This window comes from Acidobacteriota bacterium (assembly GCA_035471785.1).
GTDB lineage: Bacteria > Acidobacteriota > UBA6911 > RPQK01 > DATIPO01 > JANQFM01.
Window position 1 is genome coordinate 1 of sequence record DATIPQ010000090.1, and the last position, 16,687, is coordinate 16,687.

12 protein-coding genes are annotated in these 16,687 nt (G+C 63.5%); 9 read left to right on the forward strand and 3 right to left on the reverse strand.

What is annotated here, in order from left to right; genetic code table 11:
- Together VLU25_12695 and VLU25_12700 are read left to right on the forward strand one after the other, a co-directional pair.
- Positions 1-651, forward strand: a 651-nt coding sequence (locus tag VLU25_12695) for an FtsX-like permease family protein (GenBank protein HSR68788.1), incomplete at its 5' end; no start/stop codon positions are given.
- Positions 652-653: 2 nt separating this feature from the next.
- Entirely contained in the window at positions 654-2,399 is a 1,746-nt protein-coding gene (locus VLU25_12700; GenBank protein ID HSR68789.1) for a PQQ-binding-like beta-propeller repeat protein, read from the forward strand.
- Between the two features lie 421 nt (positions 2,400-2,820).
- Here the strand turns inward: VLU25_12700 and VLU25_12705 are convergent, their stop codons facing one another.
- Together VLU25_12705 and VLU25_12710 are read right to left on the reverse strand one after the other, a co-directional pair.
- Positions 2,821-4,341, reverse strand: a complete 1,521-nt coding sequence (locus VLU25_12705) for a hypothetical protein (GenBank protein ID HSR68790.1) — start codon at positions 4,339-4,341, stop codon at positions 2,821-2,823.
- The gene (locus VLU25_12710) at positions 4,328-5,809 is read right to left on the reverse strand and encodes an amidohydrolase family protein (protein HSR68791.1); all 1,482 of its coding nucleotides are present in this window, start codon (positions 5,807-5,809) and stop codon (positions 4,328-4,330) included. The genes VLU25_12705 and VLU25_12710 overlap by 14 nt, the downstream gene beginning before the upstream one ends.
- A gap of 266 nt (positions 5,810-6,075) precedes the next feature.
- Between VLU25_12710 and VLU25_12715 the strand changes: the two genes are divergently transcribed.
- Positions 6,076-7,755, forward strand: coding sequence for an Eco57I restriction-modification methylase domain-containing protein (locus VLU25_12715; GenBank protein HSR68792.1), 1,680 nt, complete (start codon positions 6,076-6,078; stop codon positions 7,753-7,755).
- On the forward strand, positions 7,755-8,849 hold the full coding sequence (locus tag VLU25_12720; GenBank protein HSR68793.1) for a BsuBI/PstI family type II restriction endonuclease: 1,095 nt from the start codon (positions 7,755-7,757) through the stop codon (positions 8,847-8,849). Before VLU25_12715 ends, VLU25_12720 begins: the two co-directional genes overlap by 1 nt.
- A gap of 226 nt (positions 8,850-9,075) precedes the next feature.
- Here VLU25_12720 and VLU25_12725 read toward each other — a convergent pair whose 3' ends face one another.
- Positions 9,076-9,843, reverse strand: a complete 768-nt coding sequence (locus VLU25_12725; protein ID HSR68794.1) for a c-type cytochrome — start codon at positions 9,841-9,843, stop codon at positions 9,076-9,078.
- Positions 9,844-10,043: 200 nt separating this feature from the next.
- On the opposite strand from VLU25_12725, the gene VLU25_12730 reads away from it, so the two are divergent.
- The 5 genes from VLU25_12730 to VLU25_12750 all read left to right on the forward strand — a co-directional run bounded on the left by VLU25_12730 (position 10,044) and on the right by VLU25_12750 (position 16,472).
- Positions 10,044-11,657 (forward strand): HAMP domain-containing sensor histidine kinase, encoded by a 1,614-nt coding sequence (locus VLU25_12730; protein ID HSR68795.1) that lies wholly within the window; start codon positions 10,044-10,046, stop codon positions 11,655-11,657.
- The gene (locus tag VLU25_12735; protein ID HSR68796.1) at positions 11,654-12,343 is read left to right on the forward strand and encodes a response regulator transcription factor; all 690 of its coding nucleotides are present in this window, start codon (positions 11,654-11,656) and stop codon (positions 12,341-12,343) included. Before VLU25_12730 ends, VLU25_12735 begins: the two co-directional genes overlap by 4 nt.
- 155 nt (positions 12,344-12,498) lie before the next feature.
- Complete coding sequence (locus VLU25_12740) at positions 12,499-15,099, forward strand: tetratricopeptide repeat protein (protein HSR68797.1); 2,601 nt, start codon at positions 12,499-12,501, stop codon at positions 15,097-15,099.
- Positions 15,096-15,539 (forward strand): hypothetical protein, encoded by a 444-nt coding sequence (locus tag VLU25_12745; protein HSR68798.1) that lies wholly within the window; start codon positions 15,096-15,098, stop codon positions 15,537-15,539. The genes VLU25_12740 and VLU25_12745 overlap by 4 nt, the downstream gene beginning before the upstream one ends.
- A gap of 204 nt (positions 15,540-15,743) precedes the next feature.
- On the forward strand, positions 15,744-16,472 hold the full coding sequence (locus VLU25_12750) for an MBL fold metallo-hydrolase (GenBank protein HSR68799.1): 729 nt from the start codon (positions 15,744-15,746) through the stop codon (positions 16,470-16,472).
- The last annotated feature ends 215 nt before the right edge of the window (positions 16,473-16,687 follow it).

A 16,687-nucleotide genomic window follows, 5' to 3' on the forward strand; every position in this document is an offset into this window, starting at 1 on the left:
ATCGGGGTCAGCGAGGACTACCGCACCATCGTGGGCGTCGTGTCCGACGCCAAGGACTATGGGGTGGCCGAGGACGTCCCGCATGTCGTCTTCAATCCCTTCAGCCAGATGACCCTGGGAGGCGCGCTCTTCGTCCGCACCGACCAGCCTGACACCGTCACTCGGCCCATTATCAACGAGATTCGAAAGCTCGATGCCCAGCAGCCTGTGGTCGACATCGCCACCCTTGCCCAGATCCGTTCGGAATCGATCTCGCCCCAGCGGTTGAACGCCACCCTGGTGGGCGCCTTCGCCATCCTGGCTCTCAGCGTGGCGGCGGTGGGCGTTGCCGGTGTGCTGGCTTTCGGCGTCAGCCAGCGGACGCGCGAGCTGGGCATCCGCGCGGCCTTGGGGGCCGATCGGGCGCTGCTGGTGCGGACCGTCCTCAAGGAGGGCGGGCTGCTGGCGCTGCTCGGACTCGTCCTGGGACTCACGGCGTCGCTCCTCTTCACCGAACTGATCGCCGGACTGCTCCACGACGTGACGCCCACCGACGTGTGGACGCTGGGCGTGGTGGCCCTGCTGCTGACGGCGGTAGCGCTTCTGGCGTCCGCGCTGCCGGCCTGGCGGGCTTCCAATATCGATCCGGTGCAGGCGCTGAGGGAGGAATGAAGATGAGCGAATCGACTCTTCAGAAACCGCTCCGGCTGTGGCCCGGCGTGGTCCTCGTAGTCGTGCAATGGCTGGCTTGGCTCGTCGTCCCCATGTTCGCCTCCCGGGGCGAGTTCAAGATGTACGGCGTGATGGTGGCGCTGCTTGCCGGTCCGCTGGTCCTGCTCTGGTGGGTGGCCTTCAGCCGGGCACGCTGGTTTGAGCGCTTGGGCGCCGTGGTCCTGGTGGTGGCGGCCATGGCGGCGGCGCTGCGCCTGGTCCACCCCTCGGTTGCAGAGGGGAACCTGGGATTTCAGTACTTCATCTACGCCATTCCCGTGGCCAGCCTCGCTTTCGTGACCTGGGCGGCACTCAGCCGTCATTTCCCGGCGGGATTTCGGCAGGCCTCCATGGTCGCCGTCATCCTCATCTCCTGTGGAGTTTGGGTGCTCTTGCGCAGCGAGGGACTGGGCGGCGGCGGCTTTCCCGAGTTCTCCTGGCGCTGGTCAGAAACTCCCGAGGACCGGCTGCTGGCCCACGAAGACGACCAGTTTGCGCCGCCGCCGCCTGCGCCGGCCGCCGCCGAGGAGGTCGAGTCCACGGGCTTTCGCGGTCCGGACCGCGACGGGGTGGTGCGCGGACTTCGTATCGGGACCGACTGGTCCGTTTCGCCTCCCGCCGAGCTGTGGCGGCGGCCGGTGGGGCCGGGCGTGTCGTCCTTCGCCGTCGGGGACGGACTGCTCTACACCCAGGAGCAGCGGGGCGGCGACGAGGTGGTTTCCTGCTACAAGGTGGCTAGCGGAGAGCCGGTGTGGCGCCACCGCGACACGGCCCGCTTCTGGGACTCGCATGTCGGCGCCGGCCCGCGGGCCACTCCGGCACTGGCTGACGGCCGTGTGTACACGCTGGGCGCCACCGGCATCATGAACGCGCTGGACGCCCGCAGCGGAGCCCTGGTCTGGTCTCGCGACGCGGCTTCCGACACCGGCGGAGGGGTCCCCTACTTTGGCTACGTGAACTCGCCCTTGGTCGTCGATGACGTGGTGATCGTCAACGCCCGCAAACTCGTCGCCTACGACATGGCCACCGGCGACCCGCGCTGGTTCGGCCCGGACAAGGGCGTCAGCTACAGCTCACCTCACCTGTTGAGGCTTGGGGGAGTTCCGCAGGTCCTGATGCTGCGGCCGGGCAGGATCACGAGCGTCGCGCCAGGGGACGGCTCGCTCCTCTGGAAGTATCGGCTGGCGGGCGATATGACCAGCGTCCTCCAGCCGGCTCTGATTGAAGACGGCGATTTCCTCATCAGCACCATGGTCGACAGCTCCGCCGTTCCCGACGGCACGCGCCGCATCACGGTCGACCACGGACCCGGAGGATGGACTGTCGAAGAGCGCTGGATGTCGAACAGGCTCAAGCCCTCCTTCAGCCAGATCGTCGTGCACGAAGGCCATGCCTACGGCTTCGACGGCCGCATCCTGGCCTGCATCGGACTCGACCAGGGCCGGCGCAAGTGGAAGGGCGGACGCTACGGTGCCGGCCAGCTCTTGCTGCTGCCCGAGCAGGACCTGCTGCTGGTGCTCTCGGAAGGAGGAGAGATCGCCCTGGTGGCGGCCTCGCCCGACCGCTTCACCGAACTGTCCCGCATCCCCGCCATCGAGGGCAAGACCTGGAGCCAGCCGAGTCTGACCGGCGACATCCTGCTGGTCCGCAACGGCCAAGAAATGGCCGCCTTCCGCCTGCCCCCGGAGCTCAACCGAGTCGGCCGCTAGTCCCAGATTATGGGCCAAGAGTTCTGAGCCAGTGCGCCAATGCCGAACCCTATCCCACACCTTCAGTGTGGATAGACTGAGCTGCGATGACCCAGGGTTCTGACCCTTGCTGCGCTACCGCTTGCGGCGGGTCCCACCCTGGGCTAGCGAATCGCTCGCCTTCAGCGAGCCCGGACTCGACCTCCAGGACCTTCGCTGCCTGTCTGGCTCCCTGTCCCTTCTGCAAGGGCAGATCGGCCAGCCCGGCGAGCCCGGACTTGACCTTCAGGACGGTCGCTGCCTGTCTGGCTCCCTCTCTGATTCGCCAGCCTTTTCCTTCGCCCCTGCTTCGCCGAGGCTACGGAGGGCGAGGCAAGGCTTCGGAAGGCAGGCAGCGACTGTGTTGAAAGAGAGCATAAGCTCCCTGAAGGGGAGCGATTCGCTAGCCCAGGGTCAGCCCCGGCGAGCGCAAGCGAGACGGCGGCGCCACCCTGGGTTCAGGACGGCAAAGGCCCGGACGCTGAAAGCGTGGAATAACGCAACAGGGCGGTTCAACACCTTTAACGCATTGCACTCGGTGACCTTGTTCCACTTCGCCGACAAGGGGCCTCAAGAAGGGCGGGTCGCTCCAGTCCCAGAGGCGGTGGGGGTGGTGGTCTACGTCGCTGGGGTGGACGTTCCAGAGCTGGGTCTGGCGGCAACTGGCGCCCGCCAGGTGGATAGCTGCCGAGGCGGTCCAGAGCAGCAGCAGCACCGCCAGTTGGAGGCGGCGCAAGCGGCTCGGCTGACTGGCGTCCAGCCAGGCCCGGGTGGACAGGATTCCCAGCAGGGCCACCCAGGGCAGTACGTCCGTCATGAGGCGGGGGCCGTAGCTGTGGCCGCCCCACCATCCGGCATGGGACGAGATCGAGATCAGCGTCCAGTGGGCCAGCACCAGGCCGCCGGCCAGGGCCATCCAGCCGCGGCGGGGCAGATGCCGGCGATATGCGGCGCCAAAGTAGATCCAGCAGACCAGACCCGGCGTGAAGATGAGCAACCCGCGGGCCGGGGAGATGAGGTTTCCGGCCAAAGCCTCGGGAAAAGTCGCGAGCTGCAGCCGGCTGGCGAAGAAATAGGCCGGCAGCCAGTCCCCGAACTGGGTGCGGAAATAGACGGCGAACAGCGCAAACCAGGTCAGCCCCGCCAGCGGCAAGATCCACCAGTAGCGGACTCGCTTCAGGGCTGCCAACAAGGCGATGCCGCCGGCCGACAGAGCGAAGGTGGGGCGGACCAGAAAGCACCACGAGAGAAGTGTGGCGACCAGGACGGCTTCCAGGGCTGTCCAGCCCCGGTCCATCCGCTTCCAGCAGATGAGGACGGCCGCGGCCAGCAAAAGGATTCCCCAGGTGTGCGACCACAGTCCCCTCGAGGCCGCGCTCAAGGCCGTGGTTCCGAAGGCCATAGCCAGAGAGATGAATACGCTCCAACCGAGAGGCAATATTTCACGCGCCAGGAGAAAAACCAGCAGCGCGAACAGGGAAGTCAGCAAAGCCGCCAGAATCCCTTGCAGGTCCCTTTCCATAGCCCAATCGTGACCTCCGTCGGCGCCAACCGGCGAGTAGCCGAAGGCGTGAAAGACCGGTATGAAAGCGACCGAAAGGAGCGAGGAACCAGGCGGGTGATAAGCGTAGAGGTGCCCGTCGATCCAGGCCAAACGGTAATCGGAAGGTTCGATCCTCCAGGTCTCGCCGCGACCTGCGGCCGGCTGCAGGTGCGGAAAGTAGCCCTCGAGCCGGAGGTCGCCATGACGGTAAACCTGCTCTGAGGTCAGCAAGGCATAGCTGGAGTCGTAGACGATGATCAGCGGCGCCCGGGTGTAGACGATCCAGACCAGGGCGAAAAGCAGCAAAGCGGCCAGCGCGTCCTGGCGCCATCCGATGCGCGGATTTGTCCCCGGTGCCGCCACGGGCCTACTTTCCGCCACGGATGGCTTGACCGGGGAAGACGCCCTCGATGAACTCGGCGTCGCGAACGACGAAGGTTCCGGCCACCAATACATGGATGATGCCCGCCGAGGGCAGGTCGCCTTCTTGGTAGGTGGAGCGGTCGATGATGGTCTGCGGGTCGAACAGGGTCAGGTCGGCGTCCGCCCCCTCCTGCACGCGTCCTTTGCGTTTCATGGCGGGCGCGGCGCCCTCCACGCGGCGTGCGGGCAGCAGCGTCATCTTGTTGAGGGCTTCCATTAGGGTGAGGGCGCCTTTTTCCCTCACATAGTGGCCCAGCACCCGCGCGAAGGTTCCGGCCCCGCGGGGGTGGGCCGGCCCGTTCAAGTAGGGGATGCCGTCACTGGCTACCATCACGTCGGGCTGGGCCACGATCCACTGGTTGGTCTCCTCCGAGCGCCCGTGGATGATCACCCAGCCGCCCTGCTGGCGGTACTTCTTGAAGGTTTCGGTGGTGAGCCGCTCGCCCGTGGCGGGCCATTGCAGCCTCTGGTACTCCTCGTCGCTGCGTCCTTCCCAGGGATCGAAAAGGGCCGACTCGATGCGGGTCGAGCCGGCGGTGTAGGGATAGGACTCGGTGGTCACGTCCAGCCCGCGTTCTCGGGCGCCCCTGATCATTTCAAGGGCCACCTGGGCCCACTCGCCGGCGCTGCTGTTCATGTGGACGATGTGGGTGGAAGCTCCGCTGCCGGCGGCCAGGGCGATGGCTTCCTGGAAGGCTCCCAGGGTGCCTCCGGAGTTCTCCCCGCGCAGGTGGACGTAGGTCGCCACTCCCCGCCGGGCGGCCATCTGGAAGAGCCGGTAGATCTCAAGGCGGGAGGCGCCGGGTGTGTAGGTGATGCCGAAGCCCAGCCCCAGGCCGCCTTCATCGAGCCCTTGCTCGAGCAGGCCCGACAATTCCTCGATCCGCTCGGGAGACAGCTCCTCGTAGGCATAGTTGCCTTCGTCCATGCGGGTGGTCTCGGCCTCGGGCAGGGTGGGGAAGTGGCCGACGTCGAGTCCGTCGACCAGTTTGACCCTGGCCGGCCAGTGCCCGGAGGTCGCGCCGTAGTGAACCACCGCCTTACCCTGCCTTGAGTCCAGCCACTTCCCGACCGGAAAGACGCCGACCTCCATCTCCAGGGCGGTGGTCACGCCATCCTGAGCCTGCAGCCTGTTGCTGAGCGGATCCTGTCCATGGGCGTGCAGGTCGACAAAGCCCGGCGCCACCACCAGCCCCGAGGCATCGATGCGCCTTGTCCCCCGCAGCGCCTCCTCGCTGACGGCCGCGATGCGTCCCCCCGAGATGCCGACATTACGCACCCCGTCCAACCCGCTCTCAGGATCCATCACCCGCCCCCCTTCGATCACCAGATCAAAACCCTCGCGCGGTTCTTCACCAGCCTGATTGCAGGCGGCCAGGCAGAGGCTCAGGAGGGCGAGAGCAAAGAGACTGAATGTGGTTCTCATGAGATAGCTACCTTGAGGCCCGGATGCCTTGATTGTCAAGGCGGGCCTAGTCATGGCGTGATGCTAGGATGAATGCTCGATTGGTCGAGAATCGGGTGAGATCTGGAGTGCGTATGGCCTCTCAGCTTCAAACAGGTTGGATCAGCACCTTGCCAGTCGTTGGTGAGGAAGCCCTGCGCTATGTTTGCGGGCGGCCGAACGGGTCCTTTCACTCGGCGCGAAGTATGGCCCGGGCTTGGGCTTCCGGTCTTGATGGCCGGTGCCGCATGCAGGCGCTTCAGCGGTTCATGGTGGAAGCTGTGGAGAGCTATTGCGAAGAGATGACCGGCCTTGTGGGAGGGGGAGAGTATCGGTTGTCTCAGGTGCCGGCCGATTTGGCTGAGCACTCTCTTGACTCGACGGCTGCCGTCCTCGCGGCCTCGATCGGACGCGCGGCTGTGGAACTCGATCCGATTGGGGCCTCGCATTGGCTCAGCGTGACCTACACCGCCATGTTGCCACAGACCCTGCGGTCGCAACTGGGCATTCACTATACTCCGCCCGCATTGAGCGCCCGCCTGCTCGATTTGGCCAGCGAGGCTGGGGCCGATTGGGCGACTTGCCGGGTTCTCGATCCCGCCTGCGGTGGAGGGGCATTTCTCACGTCCGCCGCCCTGCGAATGGTCGCCGCCGCCGACGTCAAAAAGCCGGCATTGGCGATCGAATCTCTCTCCAAGCGCCTGAAGGGATTCGAGATCGATCCCTTCGCCGCTTGGCTGTCGCAGGCTCTGCTGGAAGTCGCGCTGGCTGATCTGTGTATCCGGGCCGATACGCGGTTGCCCAGCTTGGTGGATGTCTGTGACAGCCTTGAGCGGGAAGCGGCAGGCGAGGCCTTCGATCTAGTCATCGGGAATCCGCCCTACGGCAGGATCAGGCTTTCTCCAGAACTCCGCAAGCGATTCAGCAGAAGCCTCTATGGACATGCCAACCTCTACGGGGTCTTCACCGATTTGGCCCTGCGTTGGTGCTCTCCCGACGGCGTCATAGCCTACGTCACCCCGACAAGTTTCCTGGCCGGAGAGTACTTCAAGGCACTCCGCAGACTGATGGCTTCTCAGGCTCCGCCGGCTGCCGTGGACTTCATCGAGGCCCGTAAGGGGGTGTTCGAAGACGTCCTGCAAGAAACCATGCTGGCGGTCTATTGTCGCGACGCCGGCGACAGGAAAGCCGCTGTTCATCACGTTACGGTTTCAGCCGAGGGGGACGCGCAGGTGTTCCCCGCGGGACGCTTCGAGTTGCCCGCCGAATCATCCGCTCCTTGGCTGATTCCGCGGCACGCCGGGCAATCGCAATTGATCTCCCGCTTGGCTCATATGTCCTGCCGGATTTCGGATTGGGGCTATAAAATCTCCACGGGTCCGCTGGTCTGGAACCGCCACAAGAAACAACTGCGCGGCGCGGCCGGCCGAGGGTGCTTGCCTTTGGTGTGGGCGGAGGCTATCGATGGACCGGGCCGGTTCGTGTTTCGGGCTGAGAAGAAGAACCACCAACCTTTCTTCGAGCTCCAAGAAGGGGATGACTGGCTGAGGATCGACCGGTCTTGCGTGCTGCTTCAACGCACTACCGCCAAAGAACAGTCGCGGCGCCTAATCGCTGCCGTGCTGCCTCAGGAATTGATCGATGAGCATGGTGGCGTGGTAGTTGAAAATCATCTCAATATGGTGCGTCCGCTCCATGCCTCACCTGAGGTTTCGCCTTTAGCCGTAGCTGCGGTGCTCAATAGCGATATCGTCGATTCGGCATTCCGCTGTATCAGTGGAAGCGTAGCAGTATCCGCTTATGAACTCAGTGCTCTTCCGCTCCCCTCGGTCGAGGAGATGAGGACCATCGAAAACCTGTTGACTCGAAAGGCCGGCCGACGGGCTATCGAGCAGGCTCTCCGAGTCATCTATCTTGGGAACGGCTGATGTCGTCCTTGCCGCCTTTCACGACTTGGCAGGAGATCCATCGGGGTCTGCAAATGATCTTCCCTGGGGGGAGCCCCAATCGTGCACACAGTGTGTGGGAGATTTCCGCCAAGACTGTTTTCGTCATGCTCTATGTGGGCGCCGTAGAAGGGCGCGAGACTTGGGCCCGTCCCAACCAGATTACCCGCATGACGGATGAGCAGGCCAGTCAGACCGACGATGTCAGTCGACAGGGCTGGGCCGAATCCTCCATGGAGAGCGGCAAAGGAGAGATTCCCGGGCGATGGTACGCTGACAACACGCGGGAGTCGATCCGTGACGACACCATCCGATATGCCTTGATCCCCAATGGAGCAGTGATCGAGCGCGAAGGTTTGGCTCCCACTTCTCCGCAGCCCCGCTATGCTCTGGCATCCGGATTTGCCGAGTTGCTCGATCCAGGACTCAAAGGGCCTCCGCTAGCCGAGGCGATGAAAGCATGGCGAGCCGATAACCTCTCAGCAGGTGCCCTTGCCCGAATAGCAATTCGCCGAAAGGGAGCCGCCACAGGCGGCGAACATGTCATGGTCCGTTTCCCCAACGGCGAAGCTCGTCGCATGTCGCCTGGTCCCAGTTCGCATATTTCTAAAGCGGTCGTTGAGGAGTTCGCGTCACGGTTTCTGGGGGAGCCAGGAGTCATCTGGCTTAGCGAGAGCCGAAATAAGGTCGTGGCCCGGGATGACGAACTCGCCCGTGAGATCGGGCTCTCAATTCAACCCGACCGCAACTTGCCCGATATTATTCTCGTCGATCTGGCACCACGACACCCTTTGCTGGTTTTTATCGAAGTAGTAGCGACTGACGGGCCGGTTTCAGAAGAGCGCAAAAGCGCTCTCACCTCGCTGGCTGAAGACGCTTCTTTTCCCGGGAAACACTTGGCTTTCGTGACGGCCTTCCTGGACCGGAGCGAAGCCGCATATAAGAAGACAGCCGACAACATTGCTTGGGGAACATTCGCCTGGTTCGCCACCGAGCCATCAAATCTACTGTTCTTCTATAGAGGGAGCGGGGAAGAGGTCAAGTCCCTCTCAGACTGGACGCAGGATAAGCTATAGTGCAGTGCGTCAGAAGTTTTGAGCCAGCTTCAGGTTGCCCCAGGCGGCCACAGGCCCTTGTTCCTCGATGAGATCGACTGGGGCGAGCCGGTCGATTTCAGCGCCTCCAGGGCGTCATACAGGCTTCCGCCGACCGCCCCATCGCCGCCACCATCCTGCAAGCGCGGCCCGCCCAACTCGCCACCATGCCGGTCAGCCTTGCATAGCCTTGGCCAAGGAGGGTCTGTCAGTTGTCCTTTTTGCCCAGGGCTTCGATGCGCGCTTTGAGCCGGGGGTCGTTGGGGTGCTGGGCGAGAAGTTCCTCGTAAAGCTCTCGGGCTTTGGCCCTTTCGCCGCTGGCGGCGTAGGCTTCGGCCAGCCAGAATTTCGACTGACCCGACTCGGGGTGGAACTCGAGGTTGAGCAGGCTGATCTTAGCTGACGCCTCGTATTGGCCCTCCCCGTGCAGCGCGGAGGCCACCTCCACCAGCGGCTGCTCTTTGAAGTTGAAGGCCGCGCTGCCGTAGTATCTCTCGCGAACCTGCCGATAGTCGTCGATGGCGGCCTCCAGGTTTTCATCCTCGATCTTGCGCATCACCCGCGCCTCGATGGATTCGGGAAAAGGAAGGCCGGAGTGGCAGGTGAAGCAAGTGACCTCCAGATCGAACTCTCTTCGCTGAGAAATCTGGGGAAGCAAGCGGGAATTGATCTCGTCCACCATGCGCAGCATCTGGCGTGCCTTATCCTTGGTGGGCTTGATGTCGAGGGAGAAATCGACTCCCCTCAGATCAGAAGTCCTCTGCTCCTCGGTCCCGTGGCAATACGTGCAGGGTGCGCCCAGGGCGAAGGAGAATTGACGCATTTGCGGGATCAGTTCCGACCGCTTGGTGCCCTCGGGGTAGTATTTGAGGTTCTTGGTTTCGTCCGACTGCTGCTGGGGAGCGGATTCCGGTTCGGTGAGTTCGGCGCCCACAAGAATGAAAAGAGACAGAAGAGCAAGGAACCCTGGATTCATGCTGGTATCCTCCTTGGATTTTGGCAGCTCCCGATGGCGGTAGCTCCAGCACCCTAGCAGAGAAAGATGGCGGTCAGGTCGCCATGCGGCAAGGGTTTTGTCAGGACTGTGTCAGGAAACGATCCAGTTTCGGTCAGAAGGGGAGCCTGGCGGCGCTTCAGCATTGACAGGCGGTCCCTGGAGAACCAAGCTGAAACAGGATGAGACGACTCGGAAGACACGGGGACGGCGTTTCCCGGCACGGTTTCCTCTTCGTCCTGCTGCTGGCCACTCTGGTCCTGACAGGACTGTTGGCCTACCAGGCCCTGGAGGCCACGTTCTCACACCGGGCGACGGCGGAAAGCGTCTTGAACGACTACACGGCTCTGGCCGCTCACGAATTCGTTCGCCGATCCACCACGCAACTGGGCTATTATGGCTTCTATCCCGCTCTCAGACCTTTGGCCGCAAGCGAACTGCCGGACCCCGCTCAGCTACAAGAGAAAGTTCCCCAGCCCCTGGTGCGGACCTACTTCAGGCTGAGTTCCCAGGAGAGAATCGAAGTACGCGGACGCGATGAGTCCTCCTTCTTCGATTCACGGGTGATCACGGAACTCCTGCGCCATTCTCAAGACTACGATCCTGAGTGGCAGTACGCCTTGCTCTTGCTCCCGCCCGAGGAAGAGAGCGCTCTGGTCTACCGAAAACGCGCCGCCGATCCGGACTTGATTGCCGAAGGATTCATTACCGACTCCCAGATCCTGGGCCGCTATTTCGAGCAGGCGTTGCAGCGGGGAGCTCTTCTCCCGCCCTCCCTGGGCGGCGGCAAGGTCGACAACTCGTTGCTCTCGATCTCGGTCAGCGGACCCGGAGGCCGCAGCCTCTTCAAGACCAGGACGACCTATGCCTCCTCCATTCGGGCCTATGACCAACTGGGCGACGGGCTGCGCGATATCGGCGTCGTCGTTTCGCTGAATCCCCAGGCGGCCTCCCAGCTCGTCATCGGCGGCCTGCCCTATTCCCGCATCCCGATCTTGCTGGGGCTGCTGATTCTGTCGTCGGTATTGATCCTGGCGGCCCTGCTTCAATTGCACCGGGAAAGAGACTTCAGCCGCCGCCAAGCGGATTTCATCGCCGCCGTTTCCCACGAGCTGCGGACACCCCTGGCCCAGATACAGATGTTCAGCGAAACCCTGCTGCTCAAGCGGGTGCGTTCGGAAAGCGAAGAAAGGCGTTCTCTGGAGATCATCTCTCAGGAGACCAAGCGCCTGGCCAATCTGGTGGACAACGTCATCCAGTTCACCAGGTCGCTGCGCCGCAAGACCCAGGTGACCAAGCAACCCACCCGGATCCTGCCCCTGCTGAGGGAATTGCGCGATTATTTCGCACCCCTGGCCGATTCCTCGGGCTGCCAGATCCGCATCGAGGCCGATTCAGACCACCGCATTCGCGTCGACTCGGACGCCTTGCGGCTCATCCTCCTCAACCTGGTCGACAACGCCGTCAAATACGGGCCGGACGGCCAGACGGTACGGCTGGGGCTTGCCCGTCAAGACTCCAAGGTGCGCATTTGGGTGGAGGACGAAGGGGAAGGGATTCAGGAGTCGGAAAGAGAACGGATCTGGAAGCGCTTCGAGCGGCTGCCCCGGCACCGAAGCGCCGCGCCGGCCGGGACCGGCATCGGCCTCTCGGTGGTGCGCGAGCTGACCGAGGCCCAGGGGGGAGAGGTTTGGGTGGAAGCGGGCCGACAGGGCGGAGCCCGATTCGTCGTCGAGTTTGCGGCCCCTGCCGGCGACGCGCCGGCCAAGCCCCAAGAAACGGAGACGGAGCCATGAAAAGAATCCTGCTGGTCGAGGACAACCGAAACCTGGCCTACGGTCTGCAGAACAACCTGGAGATCGAGGGATACGAGGTCGAGGTGGCCCGCAACGGGCCCCAGGGGTTGCAGGCGGCCCGCACCTCTCCTCCCGATCTGATCATCCTTGATCTGATGCTGCCCGGGCTGGACGGCTTCCGCCTTCTGCGCTCCCTGCGCGAGGGGGGAAGCGACGTCCCGGTGCTGATCCTCAGCGCCCGCGGAGAGGAACTGGACAAGGTGCGGGGCTTCCGCTTCGGCGCTGACGATTACGTCACCAAGCCCTTCAGCGTGCTGGAACTGCTAGCCCGCATCGAGGCCCTGCTCAGACGCTCCGGCGGACAGACCTCGAGGGAAGAAAACCAGCGTCCCGTCAGCTTCGGCAAGATCGAGGTCGATCCGGCCACCCGCGAAGTGAAGCGGGACGGCGAGTTGGTGGCCCTGGCCCCCAAAGAGTTCGACCTGCTGTGGGAACTGCTGCAACGCGACGGCGCCGTCACCTCGCGCCTGGAGTTGATCCAACGGGTGTGGGGCTATCCCGACACCGTCCTGACCCGCACCGTCGACACCCACATCGGGGAACTGCGCCGAAAGCTGGAAGAAGACCCCTCCAATCCCCGCCACATCCTGACCGTCCGCAAGGCCGGCTACCGCCTGTCCCGCTAGCGCAAATCGGCGTTGAGCGGTCAATAATTCATGGCTATCTAAGATTATTGATTCCTAAACTCTAGAACCATACAGCGTTGCGCCAGGAGCGGCATGCAGAGTAAGATGAGCCGAGGTCTGGAGAAGTTTTTCAGCTCGCGAGCAGGGGTGGCCACTTGGTCGGTCGTACGATCGGACGTTATCGAATCGAAGAGCGGCTTGGAAGCGGCGGCATGGGAGTCGTCTATAAAGCTTCCGACACCCTGCTCAAGCGTCCGGTGGCCATAAAGGTGCTGGCCGACAAGGAGGCTTTCAGCGCCGATCACCTCAAGCGCTTCCTGCAGGAAGCCCAGATGGCTTCTTCTCTGGCCCACCCCAATATCTGCACGGTTCACGACTATGGAGAGCTGGAGGGGAAGCCTTACTTCGTCATGGAGCTTCTGCATGGAAGAAGCCTCCAGGCGCGGGTCCCCGAATACCCCCTGCCCCCGTCCGAGGCTCTGGAAATCACGCTGCAGGCCGCACGGGGACTGGAAGCCGCTCACGCTCAGGGAGTCGTCCACCGCGACATCAAGCCGGGCAATATCTTCATCACGCAAGAGGGCGAGATCAAGATCGTCGATTTCGGAGTGGCCAAGAAGGCCGTCCTGCAAGAAGCCGGCAGCGGCGATACCGGCACCCAACTGACCCGCGATGAAGGCGCCCTCATGGGCACGTTCGAGTACATGTCGCCCGAGCAGGCCCTGGGCAAGCCGGTGGACGGCCGCAGCGACTTGTTTTCGCTGGGCGTGGTGTTCTACGAGATGCTGGGGGGCAACCATCCCTTCCGCTCGCCGACCGTCGTCGCCACTCTCGACCGCGTCATCAACAGTCCGCCACAGCCCAGCGGACGTACGGTGGCGATTGCCCCCGAACTGCGCCGGATCGTGAGGAGGCTGCTTGAAAAAGATCCGTCCAACCGATTCTCATCGGCCCGCCAACTGATCGATGAGCTGGAGTCCTTCAAGGCTGGCAAGAGAAAGATGCTGGCGGCCCTGCCCGACCGGTTGCCCTCTAAGAGAGCCCTGGCGGTTTTGGCGCTGCTTCTCCTGGCGGCGCTGACGGCTTGGGGGGCCTGGCTGTGGTGGTCTGCCGGCGAGACGGCCCTTCCGGGTCCGTCGGCGGTTGCCCAGGCCAAGAGTCCGGTGGTGGGGGTCTTGCCGCTGGTCAACCTGAGCGGCGACTCTTCGCTCTCGAGGGTCGGACTGGGCATTTCTCATACCCTCATCACCAGTCTTTCCAATCTCGGCTCGGTCACCATGATCTCGCCCTCCACCACCCTCAGGCTGGGGACCGAAGAGAGAGGGGCGGCTCAGATCGCCCGCGACCTGGGTGCCGAATACCTGGTCACGGGGTCGGTCCAGCAGGCCAAGGACCGGCTGCTGGTGACGCTGCAGTTGAACAAGAACGACTCGGTGGTCTGGGGCGGAGACACCGAAGGCAGCCTGGAAGATCTTTTCGAGTTGCAGCACAGGCTGGCCCAGCAGGTGGCCAATGTCCTTCATCTGGCGCTGAGCGAGGACGACCGCAAGCGGCTGGAGATGCGACCGACCCTCGACAACGAGGCCTTCGCCGAATACCTGCAGGCCCGAGCCTTTCTGGAGCGGCCCGACGTTGAAGGCAATCAGCAGCGGGCCATTCAGCTCTTCCGCTCGGCCATCGAGCGGGACGAGTCCTTCGCGCTGGCCTATGCCGGGCTGGGAGACGCCTACTGGGCAATGTACGAAAAGACGCGGGATGCGGACTGGGCCGACAAGGCCCGTCATGCCATCCAGCGGGCGCTTCAGCTCGACCCGCAACGGCCCGAGGTGCGGATCTCTCTGGCGGTCATCTACGAGGGCACGGGTCAAAACGAGAAAGCTATCGAGGAGCTTCGAGGCGCCCTTCGCCAGCAGCCCAACAACGACGATGCCCATCGCCTGCTGGGCAACGTCCTCAAGGCCGAGGGACGGAGCGAGGAGGCCATCGAATCCTACCGTCAGGCCATTGCCTTCCGTCCCGACTACTGGGGCAACTACCGGGCCCTGGGGCTGGCCTACTTTGACGCGGGCCGTTACCAGGAAGCCATCACGGCCTTTCGGAGAATCACCGAACTCCAGCCCGACTCGGTGTGGGGATACCAGTCGGTGGGCGTGGCCCATCACGCGGCCGGCAACCTCGATGATGCCATCTCCTGGTATACGCGGGCTCTGGCTGAGGGTCCCAGCGCCGCCGCTTATTCCAACCTGGGGACGATTCATTACCGGCGGGGAGAGTTCGAAAAAGCCGCCCGCAACTACGAGAAGGCGCTGGAAATGCATCCAGCCCGGGTCACCACCCTGAGGAATCTGGGTGATGCCTACAGCCGCCTGGGCTTGGCTGAAAAGGCGGGCCAGTGCTACCAGCGCGCCATCGATCTGATTCAGGACACTCTGCAAGTTAACGCCAAAGATGCACGCCAGTTGGGTTTGATGGCGCTGCTGGAAGCCAAACTGGGGTGCCGCCAGGGAGCCGTCGGCCATGTCGACGAGGCAGTGGCCTTGGCGCCGGAGGACAGCCAGGTGCTCTATCGTCAGGCCGTCGTCCGCGCTCTCTGCGGCGACCGCGAAGCGGCCCTGCAAGCGCTGGCCAGCGCCCTGGAGCGAGGCTACAGCCGCTCGGAAGCCCAACTCGACGACGACCTGGCCGCCCTGCGCGGGCTGCCCGCATATCAGCGCATCATTCAAACTTCACCGTCCAAGGAAGGGGAGTCTCCATGAAAGCTAGAACGGTTTTATGTCTGTCGGCCTTTTCAGCGCTCGTTCTCGTACCGCTCTGGTCGCAGCCTCAGGAAAGCGGACTGATCTCGCGATCCATCGTGCTCAGCGAGGAGGGCGGGTCCTGCGTCGTATCGGCATCGCCCACCCGCATCGACGGCGCCCGGCGCAATTTCAACATCCAATGGCACGTCATCAATGAGTGCTCGCGTGCAGTGACTCCCGGTGTGGGGAACTTCAAGCACGTCGACGCCGATAACCAGGCCAAGCTGCCTCTCGACCTGGAGGAGTTCCAACCGGTAGCACCCAACGGGCGCGGTCGGATCAGAGGAAAGGTCAAGGACTTGCCCGAAGAGGACTGGGGGCTCTACAAGTACGACATCCTCATCGACGGCGAAGTCGCCGAGGACCCGGAATTGGAGATCGAGGGCCCCCGGGGCTGATTTCCCGCCGGCTCTCTCAACGGGAGGTAGGCGCCGGACTCGAAGCCGTCGGGAGATTTGGGTGCTCCCTGCGTCGTCGATCACCTGCAGGGGGGTCGCAGGAATCCTCTGCCCATGATCGCACCTGCGCCAGCGGTTGAAGCGCACCTCTGAAATCGCTTATGTTTCACGCTGGAACGCAGGTATTCCTTATGGAGGACACCGATGATTAAGGTCGACGAGATTGGGGCGGGCATCTACAGGATCAGCGCTTACGTGGCGGAGTTTGATCTGCAGTTCAATCACTTTCTGCTCACCGACGATGAGCCGATGCTTTATCACTCGGGTCTTCGGGGCATGTTTGAAGAGATTCGCGAGGGGGTGGCCTCGGTGATCGACCCCTCCAAGCTGCGCTGGGTCGGCTTTAGCCATTTCGAGTCCGACGAGTGCGGCTCCCTCAACCGCTGGCTGGAGATCGCCCCCCAGGCCCGACCCGTTTGCAGCCAGGTAGGCGCTCTGGTCAGCGTCAACGACTATGCCATACGTGAGCCTCGGGGAATGGCGGACGGCGAGGTGCTGGAAACGGGAGAGCGCCGCTACCGCCTTTGCCGTACTCCTCACTTGCCTCACGGGTGGGACGCGGCCGTGATGTACGAAGAGTCGAGCAAGACGCTGCTGTGTTCCGACCTCTTTCACCAGAGCGGCCAGGTCGAGCCCATCACCGAGTCCGACATCGTGGGTCGCTCGGGCCGGGCCATGAGGGAATATCAAGCCGGCGTGCTGGCCGACTACTCGCCCTACACCCACTACACCGAAGCCAGCTTCAAAAAACTGGCCGACATCAGCCCCGAAACCCTGGCCGTCATGCACGGCTCCAGCTTCCGGGGAAACGCCCGGCAGGCCCTTTTCGACCTGGCGGCCGAATACAAGACCGTCTTCGGAACGCCCCGCTAGCGCAGTGCGCCAGAAATTTTGAGCCACCCTGTCGCGTTATCCCACGCTTTCAGCGTTCGGACCCTTGCCGTCTGAAACCCAGGGTGGCGCCGCCGTCTCGCTGGCGCTCGCCGGGGCTGACCCTGGGCTGGCGAATCGCTCGCCTTCAGCGAGCCCGGACTTGACTTCTAACACAGTCGCTGCCTGCCCTCCGAAGCCTTGGCGAAGGAGGGGGC

Excerpts from the sequence above, each read along its gene's own strand:
- VLU25_12725 (HSR68794.1), bottom strand. The coding sequence starts at position 9,843 with ATGAATCCAGGGTTCCTTGCTCTTCTGTCTCTTTTCATTCTTGTGGGC.
- VLU25_12735 (HSR68796.1), top strand. The coding sequence starts at position 11,654 with ATGAAAAGAATCCTGCTGGTCGAGGACAACCGAAACCTGGCCTACGGT.
- VLU25_12745 (HSR68798.1), top strand. The coding sequence starts at position 15,096 with ATGAAAGCTAGAACGGTTTTATGTCTGTCGGCCTTTTCAGCGCTCGTT.
- VLU25_12715 (HSR68792.1), top strand. The coding sequence starts at position 6,076 with ATGCAGGCGCTTCAGCGGTTCATGGTGGAAGCTGTGGAGAGCTATTGC.
- VLU25_12720 (HSR68793.1), top strand. The coding sequence starts at position 7,755 with ATGTCGTCCTTGCCGCCTTTCACGACTTGGCAGGAGATCCATCGGGGT.
- VLU25_12710 (HSR68791.1), bottom strand. The coding sequence starts at position 5,809 with ATGAGAACCACATTCAGTCTCTTTGCTCTCGCCCTCCTGAGCCTCTGC.
- VLU25_12730 (HSR68795.1), top strand. The coding sequence starts at position 10,044 with ATGAGACGACTCGGAAGACACGGGGACGGCGTTTCCCGGCACGGTTTC.
- VLU25_12700 (HSR68789.1), top strand. The coding sequence starts at position 654 with ATGAGCGAATCGACTCTTCAGAAACCGCTCCGGCTGTGGCCCGGCGTG.
- VLU25_12750 (HSR68799.1), top strand. The coding sequence starts at position 15,744 with ATGATTAAGGTCGACGAGATTGGGGCGGGCATCTACAGGATCAGCGCT.